The organism is Vibrio comitans (genome assembly GCA_024346835.1).
In the GTDB taxonomy this organism is placed as follows: Bacteria; Pseudomonadota; Gammaproteobacteria; order Enterobacterales; family Vibrionaceae; genus Vibrio; species Vibrio comitans.
On the sequence record AP024867.1, the window covers coordinates 330,126 to 345,898 of the forward strand.

Annotated in this window: 11 protein-coding genes; 6 read left to right on the plus strand and 5 right to left on the minus strand. The window is 44.0% G+C overall.

Annotated features, from left to right (window positions below; all coding sequences use genetic code 11):
- The first annotated feature begins 139 nt into the window (after positions 1-139).
- The 3 genes from OCU46_RS15330 to OCU46_RS15340 all read left to right on the plus strand — a co-directional run bounded on the left by OCU46_RS15330 (position 140) and on the right by OCU46_RS15340 (position 2,707).
- Positions 140-1,336 carry an MFS transporter gene (locus tag OCU46_RS15330; RefSeq protein ID WP_141271906.1) on the plus strand — a complete coding sequence of 399 codons (1,197 nt, stop codon included), beginning with the start codon at positions 140-142 and terminating at the stop codon, positions 1,334-1,336.
- Positions 1,337-1,368: 32 nt separating this feature from the next.
- Entirely contained in the window at positions 1,369-1,959 is a 591-nt protein-coding gene (locus tag OCU46_RS15335) for a pentapeptide repeat-containing protein (RefSeq protein ID WP_141271905.1), read from the plus strand.
- Positions 1,960-2,473: 514 nt separating this feature from the next.
- On the plus strand, positions 2,474-2,707 hold the full coding sequence (locus OCU46_RS15340) for a hypothetical protein (protein WP_141271904.1): 234 nt from the start codon (positions 2,474-2,476) through the stop codon (positions 2,705-2,707).
- Between the two features lie 58 nt (positions 2,708-2,765).
- On the opposite strand, the gene OCU46_RS15345 is transcribed toward OCU46_RS15340, so the two are convergent.
- The 4 genes from OCU46_RS15345 to OCU46_RS15360 all read right to left on the minus strand — a co-directional run bounded on the left by OCU46_RS15345 (position 2,766) and on the right by OCU46_RS15360 (position 7,374).
- Positions 2,766-3,713, minus strand: a complete 948-nt coding sequence (locus OCU46_RS15345) for a LysR family transcriptional regulator (RefSeq protein ID WP_141271903.1) — start codon at positions 3,711-3,713, stop codon at positions 2,766-2,768.
- Between the two features lie 93 nt (positions 3,714-3,806).
- A complete protein-coding gene (locus OCU46_RS15350) occupies positions 3,807-4,697 on the minus strand; it encodes a PA4780 family RIO1-like protein kinase (protein ID WP_141271902.1) in 891 nt (296 codons plus the stop codon).
- Positions 4,698-4,825: 128 nt separating this feature from the next.
- Positions 4,826-6,301, minus strand: a complete 1,476-nt coding sequence (locus tag OCU46_RS15355) for an FAD-dependent oxidoreductase (protein WP_141271901.1) — start codon at positions 6,299-6,301, stop codon at positions 4,826-4,828.
- 173 nt (positions 6,302-6,474) lie between these two features.
- Positions 6,475-7,374 (minus strand): LysR family transcriptional regulator, encoded by a 900-nt coding sequence (locus OCU46_RS15360; protein WP_141271900.1) that lies wholly within the window; start codon positions 7,372-7,374, stop codon positions 6,475-6,477.
- A 163-nt stretch (positions 7,375-7,537) separates the two neighbouring features.
- Between OCU46_RS15360 and OCU46_RS15365 the strand changes: the two genes are divergently transcribed.
- The 3 genes from OCU46_RS15365 (at position 7,538) to OCU46_RS15375 (ending at position 13,383) form a co-directional block, all read left to right on the plus strand.
- Positions 7,538-9,232 (plus strand): L-lactate permease, encoded by a 1,695-nt coding sequence (locus OCU46_RS15365; RefSeq protein ID WP_141271899.1) that lies wholly within the window; start codon positions 7,538-7,540, stop codon positions 9,230-9,232.
- A gap of 140 nt (positions 9,233-9,372) precedes the next feature.
- On the plus strand, positions 9,373-10,512 hold the full coding sequence (gene lldD / locus OCU46_RS15370; RefSeq protein WP_141271898.1) for an FMN-dependent L-lactate dehydrogenase LldD: 1,140 nt from the start codon (positions 9,373-9,375) through the stop codon (positions 10,510-10,512).
- Positions 10,513-10,545: 33 nt separating this feature from the next.
- A complete protein-coding gene (locus OCU46_RS15375) occupies positions 10,546-13,383 on the plus strand; it encodes an FAD-binding and (Fe-S)-binding domain-containing protein (RefSeq protein ID WP_141271897.1) in 2,838 nt (945 codons plus the stop codon).
- Between the two features lie 206 nt (positions 13,384-13,589).
- Here the strand turns inward: OCU46_RS15375 and OCU46_RS15380 are convergent, their stop codons facing one another.
- Positions 13,590-15,602, minus strand: coding sequence for a hypothetical protein (locus OCU46_RS15380; RefSeq protein WP_141271896.1), 2,013 nt, complete (start codon positions 15,600-15,602; stop codon positions 13,590-13,592).
- Positions 15,603-15,773: the final 171 nt, after the last annotated feature.

Genomic DNA, 15,773 nt, shown 5'->3' on the forward strand with positions numbered 1-15,773 from the left:
GTAACCCTTATCTAGAATAACACAATAATGGCGTACTTTCCGTCCACCAAAAACTTGAAATTAATGCATTGACTTAAAGTTAACTTTAACTATTAAGCTTAAAGAAAATTAACATTACATGAACATTCAAGGGACAGAAATGAACACAAAATTCTTACCGCATTTGAGCGGGTTATTCTGGGATGGAATATCATCGGGTCTAGTGATGATGGCGCTACCATGGCTATTATTGCAGCATGGAGACATGGGCCTTTTTGTCGCCCTAACAACGCTTACCTGCACGTTATCTTCATTTGTCTTAACCCCCATCTTTGCCACTTTCATAGACCGATATTCACGCAAAGCAATATTAATGCTGGTACAAGCGATTCAAGTCATCACTGCGCTGATATTGCTTGTATTTGTGGAGGAGCAGAGTGTTTCAATATGGGTACTAGCTTTTGCTCAATGGGTATTTTGGTTAACAAATGACTTAGCTTGGTGTACCAACAGTGCCTTTACTCAAGAGAACTACCAAAAACACGAATACGCCACCTACTCCAGTTATCAAGAAATCGTATTTCAAGCCACATCACTAGGTGCTGGGTCACTAGGTATAGTGTTCTTAGAACTATGGGGAATCACCCAATTCGCTGCCTTTGCCGCCGTCGCTTCCACACTCTCGCTGATTAGCTTTGCAATGACTTCCTATCATCGACGCCAAAGGTCACAAGCTTCGGTGTCATTCGTATCAGAGTTGGTCGAAAGTAAAACGGTATTTGCCAAGCAACCAAGGTTCTACGCATTCTTGGCCCTCTCCTGCTTGGGCTACCCTGCTTTAACGTATCTCTCTAAATTGATCCCCATTCACTTTAGCGAACAACACGTATCTGCTTCTTGGTTCGCGAGTTGGAGCCTTAGCTACGGCATCGGTGCATTACTGTGTGGCTTCATTATCAAAACTCTATTAACAAAATTCGCTACAGAGAAGGCAATGATGATCTGCCTGTTTAGCGTGGGGTTACTGGTATTGGCAATGGCACTATCGCCATCACCACAGATGATAGTGGGATTAACTCTACTCGTCGGCTTTTGCTCCAGTTATAATCGAATCGCACGAAATTATAAGATGAACTTAGAAGTCGACAACCACTACCGTGGGCGCATTGACGGTGGACTTAAACTCTTTTCTACCTTTGCTCAAAGTATTAGTTACGTCATGATCGCAGTACTCAGCTACTATAATGCCATTGGCCTTGGGTTCATGATATTGTCGGTAGTCTTAATACTGGCGAGCCTTCTCATGCAACGAATTTATGTTCGCCAAGGGCATTTGCAGCTTTCAAGTGCTTGCTAGTTAATTGAACACATCACAGGTATTTACGCGGTATGAAAAATAACGAGCAATATTACGATGAGTCGTTTTCTAAGGAGACGTTCGCCTATGAAGAGCTCAGTAATATTGAATTTGAAGAGTGTGAGTTTGTAGATTGCGATTTTTCTGAAGCTAAGCTTTGCAACTGTCGCTTCATCAATTGCTCGTTTATTCGTTGTAACCTCAGCCTTATCAAGATCCCGAATAGTCGCTGGTATCAGGTCTCATTTAGTGAGAGTAAAATGGTGGGTATTGATTGGACAATGGCGCATTGGCCTAGCTTTCATGCCGATTGTGAGCTCTCTTTCAAGCATTGTATCCTCAACGATTGCTCTTGGTTTGGTCTTACCCTGCAAGAGCTTTCTATCACAGAGTGTAAGTTGCACGATGCGGACTTCCGAGAAGGGGATTTCTCTCAATCAAGCATGACCTATTGCGATTTCAGCCACAGCCTATTTATGCGTACTAACCTAGAGCAAGTCGATTTCACTGAATCTTCAAACCTAGGCATCGACTTGAATAACAACCGCTTATCTGGCGCTAAGTTCTCCCGCTTTGAAGCACTTAACCTACTCGAAAGCCTTAACATAGAGTTAGTAGATTGAGTGTTATGCCCAATGCGCATTTTCAATCGATTTAGAATCGAAAAATTTGAGCAAGCTTTCTAAAGTCCGCCGTCACTCCCTTGAAAAAGAATCTAATTTACATTGTCCATATAGGAGTGACCTTTACAGGGTTTGGCGAGTATTCAACGAACTCGTTTGCGCCTGTGCGCATTACCTCTTTCCCCATTACCTCTCTATCTCCCTTCTACTTATCAACCTATTTAGTTATCGCCATTTTCCTACATATACCTATTTGTTTTGTTAATAGGTACTACCTAGGGTGTTTGAGTCACTGTTGATATCATGACCCCATGAACAGTTAAGGCACCCCGTGGATATACAGATTAGCTAAATTTTCTGTAGGTATATTTTTACTGTTAGGCCTGAATTTCAACGCCTAGGCGGCGTGCTAACAAAGAAACTTTTGGTCAAGTCATAAACAAGGAATGTAGAACAAATGCGGTTATGTGTCTTTCCTCCGCATATTACGAATTATTTCATTTAAGGTTATGTTATGAAGAAAGTTATTGCTCTATCTACTCTTGTCTTTTCTATGATTTCGGGTTCTGTGTTTGCGGTTGAAACACCAACACAATATGAACCCGTTGCCCAACGAGGTGTTATTGTCAAACATGAATCGGTTTCTACTCAATACGAACCTGTAGCTCAACGAGGTGCTATTGTGAAATACGACGCTGACCATGACCGCGCTAAACAACAATCATGGAACAGCGGCGTAACTCGTTGAACAAAATAGGTAAGATGGAGAAAAAGGCGCTAGCGCCTTTTTTTGTATTTGTATCTACTTATTGATACATGTTTTTGTAGTCTGGAATATAGCTTTCCCACAGGGCAGGACTGCCAATATGTTGTTGCACATATTGAATAAACTCACTGACAAGTAAGGTTTGTTTGCGGTGAGGATAGATGGCGTAGATCCCAGTATCCATAGTCGAGAGCTTATAATCGGTGAGTAGCGGTACTAATTTTGTTTCAGAGATAGGGCGATCTAGATTAAACAGGTCTATCTGCGCATAACCCAATCCGTCCTTCACCGCACTCATCATGGTGCGAACATCACTGATCTTATAGTTTCCCTGCATCCTAAGTGTCATCATATTGGTAGAGTGCGCGGTCTCACTAATACGGATCCGATCTAAGGTTATGCTCCCATTGCTGTACACCACTGCTGGCAACTCCAACAACTGCTGCGGTGTTTTCGGTTCACCGTATTGTTCCACAAACTGTTCAGAGGCCACCAAGGCAAAATTGGTATTGGCGATTTTCTTTGCGATTAAATTTGACTCTCTAAGTTTGCTAATGCGAAACGCAAGATCAAAGTGGTCGGCAATAATATCAGCTCGTCTGTCATCTAAAGAAAGCGTCACTTGAACATCGGGATACTGCTTCATAAATCGAGTAACGACGGGTTGCAGGTATTCTTGACCAAAGAAAATAGGTGAAGTGATACGAAGAGAGCCTTTGGGGACCGACTGATAGGTATCTGCAATGCTATGAATGTGGGCTAAGGTATCGAGCAATGTATGTGTCTGCTCTAGGATTTCTTCCCCAGCCGAGGTAATTGAAAATGAGCGGGTTGAGCGATTGAGTAACTGTACACCAAGCGTAGTTTCTAGCTTTTTGATCTGCTTTGATAAAGAAGAGTTATCCATATCATGAAGTGCAGCGGCCTTAGAAAAAGAACCTTGCTGCACCACATCGCGAAACAGTGCTAGCTGTGTGGTCAAAGACATCAAACGCTCCAATCAATACAAGTCTTATTTGAAAGCAGAAGTATAACTTATCCTACACTACTGCTTTCACCAACAAATCGATTGATGCCAATTTTATTGAGGTTCAGCCCAGTTGAATTTGCTTTCGTCCACCCCGTCACTGGCTTCTTTAGCTCTTTCTCTTCGCTCTAGTTCTGCGATTCGAGCAGAGTCTATCTCTTGCATGATTGAATCAATATCTGCCAGAGTATCAGCTTCAGTAAATTCGCCCGTCAACTCACTATCTGGCTTTAAATCGCCCTTTTCAAATAGAGCCCAAATTTCTTTAGCATATTCAGTGGTAAGAAGTTCAGGAGCAAATTGTCCGTAGTAGTCACGCATATTGTTTATATCGCGAGCGAGCATCCATTCCGCATTATTATTCGCAGCGGCATCTACCGCTTGCGGCAAATCAATAATGACAGGACCGTATTCGTCAACAAGCACATTGAACTCAGACAGATCGCCATGAATCAAACCTGCACATAGCATTTTAACGACATAGCCCATCATTACCTGATGATCTTCAATCGCCTGTTCTGGTGGAATCACCACATCATTCAGTCTTGGTGCAACATAGCCTTCGTCATCGGTAATCAACTCCATGAGTAAGACACCATCAAAGCAGCCAAAAGGTTTAGGAACCCTTACTCCAGCAGCAGCCAGCTTATACAAGGCATCAACCTCTGCATTCTGCCAAACTTTCTCCTGTTGATCGCGACCAAACCCAGAACCTTTTTCCATAGCTCTAGCACGGCGACTATTGCGAACTTTACGGCCTTCTCGATATGCAGCAGCCTTCTTAAAGCTTCGTTGGCTAATTTCCTTGTACACCTTGGCACAACGGATCGTTTCACCACAGCGTACGATGTACACCGAGGCTTCTTTGCCACTCATTAATTGGCTCGTGACCTCGTCGACTAAACCATCGTCAACTAAAGGCTGTATTCTTTTAGGTATCTTCATGGCGCCTTTATACAGGAGTTGGCTTACAGATGAAATCTTAAGCAATGAATCAAGCGCAATTATTCAAAAGTTTTCTCGAGAGTGACCTGAATCCTTTCCGAGGCGGTGTCGTAATGCCTCGGAATCCATCAAATCTTCGAGTTATTGAGGGGAAGTCCCGTTTGAATGGCGAGATCTTCCGGATACCCTTTTGCTCGTGCCAATGTTCTCGCTCGCGTTTCGATACTTTCGTACGATAGAGCAGACAAATGCGGGTGAGAGTGTTCAATACTGATCTCAGACTCAATGGTTATTGGCTCTGGAGCACACAATCGTTGCAGCTGAGATTTGATCTTAGTTGCCGCTTGATAAGCTGAAGAGGCTTTTACTAACTCAATTCGTGCGTAGTTGTTTTCGGTGAACGACACATCGACTGCACGCAGAGCGGGATCGTCTCCAGGAATTTGCTGGGCACCAAAAAGAGGCTTACCCCCTACTGTTGCCTGTGAAAACGCAGGGATATGCTGACTCATGTGAGCAATAGCATTTTGAGTGCGCTGCTGAGTCACAGACTCTGGCCAGCCATGCGTGATCTTAGCTTCAAGCTCTGACGGTAGTCGTGGCTGTGAGCTAGGTGCTTGACTCGCCACCAGACCATTATCAAATAGCGTGATGGACTCTGTCATTCCGTGCACTTGAAAATATCCATTACTGTATGGCGTTAGCTGCGCCATTCCTTGTGGTGTGCCTCGCTCTCCATGGAAGATCACCTCAGGCCAGTGAATGTCATTGTTATTCCAATGTGTAATGAATGCAGACTTAAATTCCACTAAACGCTTTTGTGGCTGGTTGGTCAGGTCGTCGATAGTACCTGTCTTATACCCTGTCGCATTCACCAAATAATCCACGACTAATTGCTGCTTTTCGCGATCTTTAGGTTGATATGTTAAATGCCACTGATTATCCACGTAGCTCGCCTGATCAAGACGACATCCCATCATCAAGCTTGCGTTAGGATGAGGATCCAACGTCAGGCTCACACTGGCTGAAAGGCGAAAAACACTCAGGCCAAACTCTTGAACTACGAATACTGGGTACTTTAGATTGTCCAGATCCACATGTTGAGTGAAAGGGATTAGCCAGTCATCATGACTCGATGGATTCAAAGGTTGTTTGCGCTCGCGCAGCGCTTCTAATTGTGCTCGGTTGTACTGAGAGTAGTAGTGCTTAGGATCACCCAATACGGCATTTAGAGGATCCTGATCAACTAAGTTTTGGTAACTTTGTTGAATAACCGATAAACGCGGCAACAAGGCTTGTGGGTCACCACTGTCAGTCAGTGGTGTTGCAATGACCGTTGGGCGAACATTCACAGCATGTGGGAATAAGCGAACCGTCTCGATGGATTGTTTGAGTAACTCTACACATTGCTGCTGAGAAATCTCTCTATAAAGGTTTCCACCGGCATGAAGGTGGCAAATAGGAGGACCATTAACTAAACCATCACCTTGCTCGATCAAAGTTACATCGATACCTTGTTCTGCCAGATGCAACGCTGTCGTAGAGCCAGCGATCCCGCCACCAATCACAGCAACACGGAGCGGAGTTTGGACTTGTTCAGCCACGACTTATTTACCCTTTATTGGAAATCCATATTTAGTGCGGCCATTTTATCAAACATTATAGATTTGTCCGACAAAACTAAGCGATCAGCACTCAATAAAGGGTTACATTTTTAAACTGTTCCAAACTGCAGCCTTTTTTGTACGCAATTTCCGCCGTTTTATGCAAATTCTCATTAGAAATAGTGTGAAATGGTCAAATAGCGCTGGCGAATATGCTCAATTAGAAGCTTTACCTTATTAGGCGGTTGCCTAGTAAAGGGATACACAGCGTAAATCCCTAGCTTTTTCCCGACCAAATCGGGAAAAATATCCACCAGCTGCCCATTTCTGAAGTCATGATAAACCAAACACCTCGGCACATAGGCAATGCCATGACCACCTAATGCAGACTTACGTAGCGCAGTAGCATTGTTAGTAGAAAAGCTTCCGGAGACTTTCACTATGTAATTGCCCTTGTCCCCTTTAAACTCCCATTCGCTGGCACCAGTGGTTTGATAAGCGTATTGCAAACAGTTGTGCTGGGTAAGATCGATGGGCTTGATGGGTTTGCCATGCTTGGCTATGTAGGAGGGAGATGCGCAGACAACCCATTGAGAATCAATGATATGACGAGCTATCAAGCTAGAGTCTTCAAGATAGCCGGTACGGATCACCAAGTCATATCCGCCAGAGATCAGATCCACAAATCGGTTATCTAAAGACATGTCTACTGAGAGCCCTGGGTGCAGGTTACAGAACTCAGCAATCGCATCTGCCAAGATCAAATCTCCCGATATTGTAGGCACTGACATTTTGAGATGCCCAGAAATGCTTTCCCCAAAACCAGACACCGCATCCTTTGCTTCTTGGGTGGCTTGAGTCACATTTTTCGCTTTATGCCACAATGCCTTCCCTGCTTCCGTCAGGCTCAATTTACGCGTTGTTCGATATAATAGCTGCGCTCCCACATCCTCTTCCAATCTCGCAATTCTTTTGCTAACTACCGAATTTGTAAGGTTATTTTCTTCCGCAACCCTACTAAAACTGCCCAACTCTATTACCTGAGAAAAGAGAATAAGATCATCTGCTCGCATTTTATTATGCCAATTTTGGAATTAATCATTTTCATTATTTCGCTATATCCATAAAAAATAAAGGGCTAAATTCACACCCGCTTAACAAAATCATTACAAAAACACTTTCCTGAGCTGATGAAGCAGTACAGCCAAAATAAAACCAGAGTACGAGGATGTACCCATGAGTGAAACATTATTGGCCTTGTTGGCCTTTTCGCCAATCGTTGTGGCGGCAATATTACTAGTCGGCCTCAACTGGCCTGCAAAAAAAGCCATGCCTGTGGCATTTACTTTAACTGTAGTGATAGCACTAGCGTTCTGGGATATGTCCGCAAACAGAGTGCTCGCTTCCATATTTCAGGGTCTAGGTATTACGGTATCGGTCCTTTGGATTGTCTTCGGTGCCATCTTCTTACTAAACACCCTAAAGCACACCGGAGCCATTACTGTCATTCGCAATGGCTTTACCGATATCTCCAGCGACCGCCGTATACAGGCAATTATTATTGCATGGTGTTTCGGCTCATTCATCGAGGGAGCGTCTGGCTTTGGCACCCCCGCCGCCATTGCTGCGCCTCTTCTAGTGGCCATTGGTTTTCCAGCCCTAGCAGCGGTACTTATGGGGATGATGATTCAATCGACACCCGTGTCATTTGGCGCGGTAGGTACGCCTATCATAGTAGGCGTCAACAAAGGGCTAGATACTCATAATATTGGTGAATCCCTTATCGCCCATGGCTCTACTTGGGATGCTTACCTGCAGCAAATCACCTCTAGTGTGGCTCTGATACATGCGGTAGTAGGCACGCTTATTCCTGTGCTGATGGCAATGATGCTGACGCGCTTCTTTGGTAAGAACAAGAGCTGGAAAGAAGGATTAGACATTCTACCGTTTGCCTTATTTGCCGGCGTTGCATTCACTATTCCTTACGCATTAACAGGTGTGTTTTTAGGGGCAGAATTCCCATCATTGATTGGCGGTATGCTAGGTCTAGCCATCGTAGTGACGGCAGCAAAAAAAGGATTCTTGGTACCAAAGAAACAATGGGATTTTGAGAGTGAAAATAAGTGGCCAGCAGAATGGCTAGGCTCTCTAAAAATCGAGCTTAATCAAAAAACCACTGGCAAGCCAATGAGCTTAACAAAGGCTTGGGCACCTTACGTCATGTTAGCAGTGATCCTTGTGGCTAGTCGTGTTAGCCCAGAATTCAAGGGAATGCTAAAAAGCGTCAGTCTATCCTTCGGTAATATCCTTGGTGAAACCGGTATTAGCACAGCAATTCAGCCGCTTTATCTACCTGGGGGCATCTTAGTCTTAGTCGCTCTACTTGCAGTGATTCTTCAGTCGAGAAGCTTAAAGCCATTAGCGAGTGCTTTTGGAGAGTCAAGCAAAACACTAATAGGCGCAGGCTTTGTTCTGTTGTTTACCATCCCTATGGTTCGAATCTTTATTAACTCGGGCATCAATGGCGCGGACCTAGCTAGTATGCCTGTTACGACCGCAAATTTTGCCGCTGATATTGTCGGCTCTGCCTTTCCTATGCTTAGCGCTACTGTTGGTGCGCTGGGAGCTTTCATTGCAGGTTCCAACACGGTATCCAACATGATGTTTAGCCAATTCCAGTTTGAGGTAGCGCAGACTCTAACCATCTCAAGTGCCGTGGTGGTCGCATTGCAAGCGGTTGGTGCAGCCGCCGGCAACATGATTGCGATTCACAATGTAGTTGCTGCGTCAGCCACTGTTGGCCTATTGGGTCGCGAAGGTGCGACGCTGCGTAAGACAATTATTCCCACCATTTATTACCTAGTAATGACAGGGATTATTGGTCTAGTTCTCATTTATGGATTTCACTTCACAGATGCACTCATGAACTAATTTTCTGAGCTAAAGTAAGTACTTAGCACCTTGCTTGTTAAGTACTTAATCGCAAATTTACGGCTTAATCACTGGTTTTTATTTAAGCCGTCGACATCCCATCTTTAGATGGAAAAATAGAGATAAATAAGAGCTGATATATGATCATTTCCGCCTCTACAGATTACCGAGCCGCAGCAAAGAGAAAGCTACCTCCCTTTTTGTTTCATTATATCGACGGTGGCTCATATGGCGAGCGAACACTAAGAAACAACACCCGAGATCTAGGCGATGTTGCACTTAGACAACGCGTACTCAATAACATGTCTGAGCTCAACCTCGAAACAGAACTGTTTGGTGAAAAGCTGGCAATGCCAATCGCCCTCGCCCCGGTTGGACTCACCGGAATGTATGCGCGACGAGGCGAAGTCCAAGCCGCAAAAGCTGCGGAAAAAAAAGGCATCCCTTTCACGCTTTCAACGGTGTCTGTGTGCCCAATCGAAGAAGTTGCGCCCGCCATCAACCGGCCAATGTGGTTTCAACTGTATGTGTTAAAAGATCGTGGTTTTATGAAAAACGTTCTAGAGCGAGCGAAAGCAGCTGGGGTTAAGACGTTAGTCTTTACCGTTGATATGCCAGTGCCTGGCGCACGTTATCGAGATATGCACTCTGGTATGAGTGGCCCTAATGCGAATATTCGTCGCATCGCACAGTCGATGCTTCATCCTAGCTGGGCTCTTGATGTTGGGCTTTTGGGTAAGCCCCATGATCTAGGTAACATCTCTACCTACCGAGGTGAGCCAACCAAGCTGGAAGATTACATTGGTTGGCTAGGGGCTAACTTTGACCCTTCTATTTCATGGAAAGACCTCGAGTGGATCCGCGATAGCTGGGATGGCTCCATGATCATTAAAGGAATTCTTGATGAAGAGGATGCAAAAGATGCCGTGCGTTTTGGCGCAGATGGGATCGTAGTGTCTAACCATGGCGGTAGGCAACTCGATGGCGTGCTATCGAGCGCCAAGGCACTACCTGCAATCGCAGATGCAGTCAAAGGTGACCTGAAAATCTTGGCCGATTCCGGTATTCGTACTGGTCTTGATGTGGTTCGAATGTTGGCGCTCGGCGCTGACTGTACCTTGCTAGGTCGCTCTTTCGTATATGCACTCGCCGCTCAAGGCGGGCAAGGCGTCGAAAACTTATTGGATCTGTATGACAAGGAAATGCGCGTTGCCATGACGCTCACCGGAGCAAAGACTGTCCACGATCTCTCTCAAGACTCTTTAGTTAAAACCGTTTAATCACTAGAAAACATTTCGACTAGGACGCATTCAATGACCAAGTTACTTTCCTCTAACTCTTTTCAACAGCTTGAAGCCTTGTTGGCATCAAAAATTGCACCCAAGCGCATTGTCACTCAAGAGGCCAAACGCCTTGCCTATGGCACTGACGCTAGCTTTTATCGATTGATACCAAAGATAGTGCTGCAGCTTAAAGACCTAGATGAAGTGATTTTTGCCATTAATAGCTGCCGAGAGTTTGGTATTCACTGCACCTTTCGCGCAGCAGGAACAAGCTTATCGGGTCAAGCGTTATCAGATTCGGTTCTAATTACATTAACCGATGACTGGCGAAAGCATGAAGTCATAGATGATGGTGAGAAAATCGTACTGCAACCGGGCGTTATTGGTGCGGATGCCAATAAGTACTTAGCCCCCTATCAACGTAAGATTGGCCCCGATCCGGCTTCAATCAACACCTGCAAGATTGGTGGCATCGCTGCAAATAATGCCAGTGGTATGTGTTGCGGAACGGCGCAAAACTCCTATAAAACGGTCGCTAGTATGAAGCTTGTGTTTAGTAACGGCACTCAGCTTGATACTGGCTGCAATCAAAGCATCGCAGCCTTTAAATCGGCAAATCCAGAGTTGATTCAAGGAATAACAACTTTATGCGAGAACGTATCAAACAACCCTGAGCTATCAGAAAAGATCAAACACAAGTACCGACTTAAAAATACCACGGGGTATGCATTGAACGCGTTGGTAGATTATCAAGACCCCATCGAGGTCATTGAGCATCTCATGGTCGGGTCAGAAGGAACACTGGGATTCATATCAGAGATAACCTACAACACAGTTCCAGAACACCCGTATAAAGCATCAGCACTGCTTGTATTGCCAACCATTGAGTCGGCAAGTCTAGCTGTTACGACTCTATCCAAACTGCCCGTTGCAGCTGTTGAGCTAATGGATGGGCGGGCACTTCGCTCAGTGGCTGATAAGCCAGGCATGCCCGAATTCATAGAAAAGTTAGACTTAGATGCTACGGCTATTTTGATTGAGTCTCATGCTCATGATCAACAGCACCTTGATAAACAATGCTCGCAAGTCATGCAAGGGTTAGAGACTTATAACATCATCGAGTCAGTACCATTCACCAGTGAGTCAGCAACCGTCGCAACCCTTTGGGGTATACGCAAGGGCATGTTCCCTGCAGTGGGTGCAGTCCGCGAAGTCGGTACAACCGTCATCATTGAAGATGTTGCTTTTCCTGTCGAGAATCTAGCCAACGGAATTCGCGACCTACAAGCTTTGTTCGATAAATATCACTACAGCGAAGCGATTATTTTTGGCCATGCACTAGAAGGCAACCTGCACTTTGTGTTTACACAAGGCTTTGACTCTCAATCGGAAATTGATCGCTATGGTCTGTTCATGGATGACGTTGCCGACCTAGTTGCGGTTAAGTATCAAGGCTCATTGAAGGCAGAGCACGGCACAGGAAGAAACATGGCTCCCTATGTAGAGCTTGAATGGGGCAAAGAAGGCTACGCCCTAATGCAACAGATTAAAGCTCTTTTCGATCCTGAAGGTTTGTTCAATCCCGGTGTGATCATTAACGATAATCCTCACTCACATATTGAAAACCTAAAACCAATGCCAGCAGCCGATTCCATCGTAGACCGATGCATAGAATGTGGCTTTTGTGAGCCGGTTTGTCCCTCAAGAACTCTGACCTTATCACCACGCCAAAGAATCGTGTTGTATAGAGAACTGCAACGCAGACGGGGTTCTGGAGAAGATACACAAGCATCAGAGTTGGAAGATATATTTAATTACCAAGGAATCGATACGTGCGCCGCTACCGGATTATGTGCAGACCGATGCCCTGTTGGCATCAATACTGGCGACCTAATAAAGCAATTACGCACGGAGAAATATCAAAAATACACCTCTATTGCTAAATGGACAGCCGAGCATTTTGCAACAACGAGTAAGCTGGCAAAAACAGGCCTTTCAATCAATCAAACTGCTTCGAAGCTAATCGGAGAAAACACCGTTGGCAAGATGACAAATGGGCTAAGGAAAATCACCAAGCAAGCCACCCCTATCTGGTTAAAGGAATACCCTCAAGCCAATAACTATGATCTAGCATCACACGCTTCTACGCATGCCTCCTCTGAAAAGAAGGTCGTCTATATGCCCTCTTGCGCGAGCCGCAACATGGGACAACAAAATAATGCACACGACCAAAGACCATTGACAGAAGTGACGCTATCTCTGCTAGAAAAAGCGGGCTTTGAAGTGATTATTCCAGCGGATTTAAACGAGCAATGCTGCGGGATGCCTTATGATAGTAAAGGAATGAATTCTTTAGCTAAATCAAAAGCTAATCAGTTAGAAGCCGTTCTTTGGCAAGCAAGCAACGAAGGGGAATACCCGGTATTAATGGACACCAGCCCTTGTGCCAAACGCAGTATTGAAAACTTCACCAAACCCATCGAAATACTTGAGCCTGCAGGCTTTGCCGAAGCCTACTTACTGGAACATTTAAGCATTACCCCACTAGATGAGCCGGTGATGTTACATGTTACATGCAGCTCAAGACGCATGGGACTAGAGTCGACAATGATGGCACTGGCCAATGCTTGCACATCAAAAGTCATCGTGCCTGAACACATCCAGTGCTGCGGCTGGGCGGGAGACAAAGGCTTTACCACACCAGAGCTTAATGAAGCTGCCGTTCACTCACTAAAAGAACAAGTACCCAGTGATTGCACCAGAGGTTTCAGCAATAGCAAAACCTGTGAGATCGGCTTATCACACCACAGTGGTGTTCCTTACCAGTCAATCTTATATTTGCTCGATGAGGTATCAGTAGCTAGGTAAATGGTAGCGATTATATTGAGGATGTTTTGGTATCTAGTGCATTGGCTTTATTTCTGTCTACAGTGGGATTTAAGTAAATTGATGATACGGTTCTGTTCGCAAAATAACTTAGTTTCCCTTTATACAGCCCATTCTATCCGCTTGTTATATCCCATCCCCCTTGCCTAAAAGTATATTAAGGAAGGGGGACGTATTTAGACAAGTAATTACTCTTTTAAATCACCCTCTAAGATTTCAGCTGATATCGTATCTTTCAAGAACGAACTGTTATATGGCGTTAGCATTGTTCCAACTTCGTAACTTTCAAAATTGTCAAAGATCCAACGACCCGCGTCCGTAACTATGTTTAAGTCATCCACATAAATACCAACATCCGTTGTTCCATCAGTGGAGCCACTGATTATACGAACATAATAGAGCTTATTGTCGCTTGTATTTTTAGCTGTACCTACTTTTACACCATCAATAAAAATTGTGGCTTTCTCTCGGTCATATTCAACAGAAATATCCAACCATTTACCCTTATCAAAAGAGCCTAATTCTACATTCTCACTGTCTTTAATTATGCCGTCATCAAAGGTAAAACTATTTACATTATATTCTGTAGCTGTAGTAGAACTCGCCAAAACTAGTTTATACCTTCCCGTCTCTTCAATTGGGTAAAAGAGCTTGTAAGATATTGTACCTAAGTGAGAACCTCCATAAACAGAAGAGCGAATCTCCCCTGCGTCATCAGTCATAAAGTCGGTAATTTCGACATATTGCTGATTCTCACTATTTAGATCGATTAACTTCGCAGGGTCTAACGGCTCAACATCTATCGGAGTAGAGCTATCTTGTGAGTCTATTTCTGCGTATTCGAAAGACCAATCACCGTAATCATTTACTGGAGGAGAGGGTGGCAAAGATGGTGAACCACTATGGAAACCTTCGTCTACGATGGTATTCCCATTAGAGTCTACTACTCGATAATTATCAACTAAAAGCCCAACACCTTCTTGTGTAGTTTCCGATTCCAAGCCGACTTTAATATCAAATAAATCGACAGGAACTTGGTTTACTAATTCTGATTTAAAGGTAGGACTAGAATTACCTTGCTCATCCAACAACGTAATATCTAGGTTATTTTCATCAACATTCCAAGATAATTGAAGAGTTCGCCACTCAGCATGTGGGATTTGAAATCCCGTATCGTTATGGATTGTCTTTCCATTTGTGTTATATAAAACATTCTCCACTCGAGTTCCGTAGTACTCTGGACGTAATTTTATATAGGAAACAGAATCTTCATACGACCCATTTTTTGTAGCTAAGAAAACAAATATTTCAGTGCTATCCATTGAGTCAGGATTTAAATCTACTGAAAAAGTTCCTGAACTCATTGGTTGCGTCAAGTTGAATCTAGCATGGGCGGCATCACCCCCTGACAAGTTTACGAGCCTTACAGAATTAGACTTATCAGGGAGAGCACTTGAAAGCTCGGCACCTGATAGATAAGTAGATCCACTATCTAACACCTCAGCTGGTGTGTATCCACTTGAGTCAGAAGATATTTTGTTATCCCCCCAACTGCCGAAAGACTTGAAATCAGAGGTCTTATCAAAAGATTCTGAGTAAACAGCGATTGTTTCCGAGTTAAAAATCTCAAAGGAATCAATCTTTAAAGGGTCCTCAGTGGAGCTCACGCTTCCTTCTTCACCGTGGCCTAGCCGGACTACTTGTACCGCTCTAGGAGAGCCTAGAGTGTCAGTATAATCACCTAAATAGCTATCACCAGATTGGGCCGCAAGAGTTAGATCGTTATTTTCCACATCCCAAGCTAAAGAGAGGTCAACCCACTCTCCATTAGGAATTACAATATGTGAATCTTTAGAGTTTTCGCCGTATTCAAAGGACAATTTTGAGCTTTCACCGGACGGTGTAATTTTTACTTTAGCAATATGGAAACCTTTAGAGGCGGCATACTGTTCTAAAAAGATAAAGCTAGGTGTAGTTTCTTCAGGGTTAATCTTAATTCGAACAGACGTAGAGCCTGCTTCTAGAGGTGAAATAACTTTAGTCAGACCCGAAGTTGAATACTCCAAAGAGTCCTTCAAAACAAAAGATTGAAAATCGTTTCCAAGTTCGTTGTCATTATTATCATTGTCACTACCACCACAACCAAATAGTAAAATGGAAGCTAAAAAACCAGACAAGCCCGTTTTGGCAAAGTTTCGCATATGAACGTCTCTTTTAGTTTATATTTTTGATTTCTAGTCAGTGTGAATATTTATTAACTTTCCACACAATACCTCACGACTCATCAACCAATCACAAAGAGAGCCTGTGAACACATTGCTCCTTAAATAAGTGAGGAGATAATGGCTAACAGCAAATGGATGTAGCTTGAT

What these genes read in the sequence shown, in the direction of transcription:
- OCU46_RS15330 (WP_141271906.1), top strand. Translation starts at nt 140, where the DNA reads ATGAACACAAAATTCTTACCGCATTTGAGCGGGTTATTCTGGGATGGA.
- OCU46_RS15335 (WP_141271905.1), top strand. Translation starts at nt 1,369, where the DNA reads ATGAAAAATAACGAGCAATATTACGATGAGTCGTTTTCTAAGGAGACG.
- OCU46_RS15340 (WP_141271904.1), top strand. Translation starts at nt 2,474, where the DNA reads ATGAAGAAAGTTATTGCTCTATCTACTCTTGTCTTTTCTATGATTTCG.
- OCU46_RS15345 (WP_141271903.1), bottom strand. Translation starts at nt 3,713, where the DNA reads ATGTCTTTGACCACACAGCTAGCACTGTTTCGCGATGTGGTGCAGCAA.
- OCU46_RS15350 (WP_141271902.1), bottom strand. Translation starts at nt 4,697, where the DNA reads ATGAAGATACCTAAAAGAATACAGCCTTTAGTTGACGATGGTTTAGTC.
- OCU46_RS15360 (WP_141271900.1), bottom strand. Translation starts at nt 7,374, where the DNA reads ATGCGAGCAGATGATCTTATTCTCTTTTCTCAGGTAATAGAGTTGGGC.
- OCU46_RS15365 (WP_141271899.1), top strand. Translation starts at nt 7,538, where the DNA reads ATGAGTGAAACATTATTGGCCTTGTTGGCCTTTTCGCCAATCGTTGTG.
- lldD (WP_141271898.1), top strand. Translation starts at nt 9,373, where the DNA reads ATGATCATTTCCGCCTCTACAGATTACCGAGCCGCAGCAAAGAGAAAG.
- OCU46_RS15375 (WP_141271897.1), top strand. Translation starts at nt 10,546, where the DNA reads ATGACCAAGTTACTTTCCTCTAACTCTTTTCAACAGCTTGAAGCCTTG.
- OCU46_RS15380 (WP_141271896.1), bottom strand. Translation starts at nt 15,602, where the DNA reads ATGCGAAACTTTGCCAAAACGGGCTTGTCTGGTTTTTTAGCTTCCATT.